This window comes from Sulfitobacter sp. HI0027 (genome assembly GCF_001634775.1).
Lineage (GTDB): Bacteria > Pseudomonadota > Alphaproteobacteria > Rhodobacterales > Rhodobacteraceae > Sulfitobacter.
Genome location: NZ_LWER01000225.1, coordinates 1 through 1,254, shown reverse-complemented (window position 1 = coordinate 1,254; position 1,254 = coordinate 1). Strand labels below are relative to the sequence as shown.

Sequence of the window (1,254 nt, the reverse complement as noted above, 5' to 3'; positions counted from 1 at the left end):
TCACGCTCTTCAAAGGCGTGCATATCGCCGCGCTGATCCTGTGGTGTGCCGGGCTGCTTGCCCTGCCCCTGATGCTGTCCCGCCATGACCCCGCTGGCACGGCGGATGCGACTGTACTCCTCCGCCGTGCCAGCGGGGTCATGGCGGGACAGCATCAGGGGCAGGGCAAGCAGCCCGGCACACCACAGGATCAGCGCGGCGATATGCACGCCTTTGAAGAGCGTGATGAGAACCGGGAACCAGCCGCTCACGCGTTGCCCGCCCGCAAGGCCGCCCATCCGCGCTGCGCTACGGCCCCGGCGACGACCGCATAGGGCAGGCTCGCGGGCACCCACATCAAGATACCGCCAAGCTGCTGGTCGGCCAGCGGCGAAAAGCCCCAGTCCATGGGGGCAACGGCATGGGCGGCATAAAGCGCTTCGGGCGCGAAGGTCAGGATCGCCCCCAAAAGACCCATCTGCGCAAAACCGGCGATGAGCAGGGTCAGCGCCTCGACGGGCGTGCGGCCGGGGGCAAACACTTCGCGCCAGAACCACAAAGCAGCGCCGAGCAGGCTAATCTGCATCAGCCAGTACACCCCGACATGCGAGAGCGCGAGATCATAGGCCACCGGCAGATGCCAACCCCAGAGCACCACGGTCGAGACCGCGAAGCCTGCCATCGCAACACCTGCCCGCCGCGAGGGCCAAGCGCAGGCCAAGAGCGGCGCGGCGACGGCGAAGAGCAGCACGTGATGCACCACCCGCGCCGAAAACAGAGCCGAGGAAAGCGCACAGAGGGGCGAGACGAAGGCCAGCACCAGAACACCCACGGCAGCCATCCCGTGGCGGCTGCGCGCGCGCAAGACAACGATGAAGAGCAAAGACAGAGCGGCCAGAATGAGCGGGTCGAAGTTCCAGCGAAACCAAAAATCCTCCGGCCCCGGTGCCGGTCCACAATAGGTTCGGATCCAAGCATCGCTGAACAAGGTTTATTTTCCCTTCCGTCGTTCCCTGACAGGAACGCTGCGCGCGGGCACATCGTTCCGAACGAATTGAGGCGCGGTTGGGTTTCCCCTCGGCCCGATCAATTTTCCTTGACCCCCGGTAAAAGCGATCCAGCTTCTATCACAGGGTGCATTACGCCCTGAGGCTACATGCACCACTTGGAGGGGTCACTTGTCTTTTCCGAAGCCCCGCCAAATTCTGAAATCCCTGCTGTTCGGCGCTTCTGCCCTCCCCGCCCCTTCGGCTGTCTTCGGTGCGATCTATGGCC

The 1,254-nt window shown here is 64.4% G+C and carries 1 protein-coding gene and 1 pseudogene; both read right to left on the bottom strand.

Going from position 1 to position 1,254, the window contains the following annotated elements; all coding sequences use genetic code 11:
• A pseudogene (locus tag A3722_RS24010) lies at positions 1-251 on the bottom strand (hypothetical protein); the annotation flags it as partial.
• The gene (locus A3722_RS14210; RefSeq protein WP_067630005.1) at positions 248-967 is read right to left on the bottom strand and encodes a cytochrome c oxidase assembly protein; all 720 of its coding nucleotides are present in this window, start codon (positions 965-967) and stop codon (positions 248-250) included. The gene A3722_RS14210 and the pseudogene A3722_RS24010, both read right to left, overlap by 4 nt.
• Between the last annotated feature and the right edge of the window lie 287 nt (positions 968-1,254).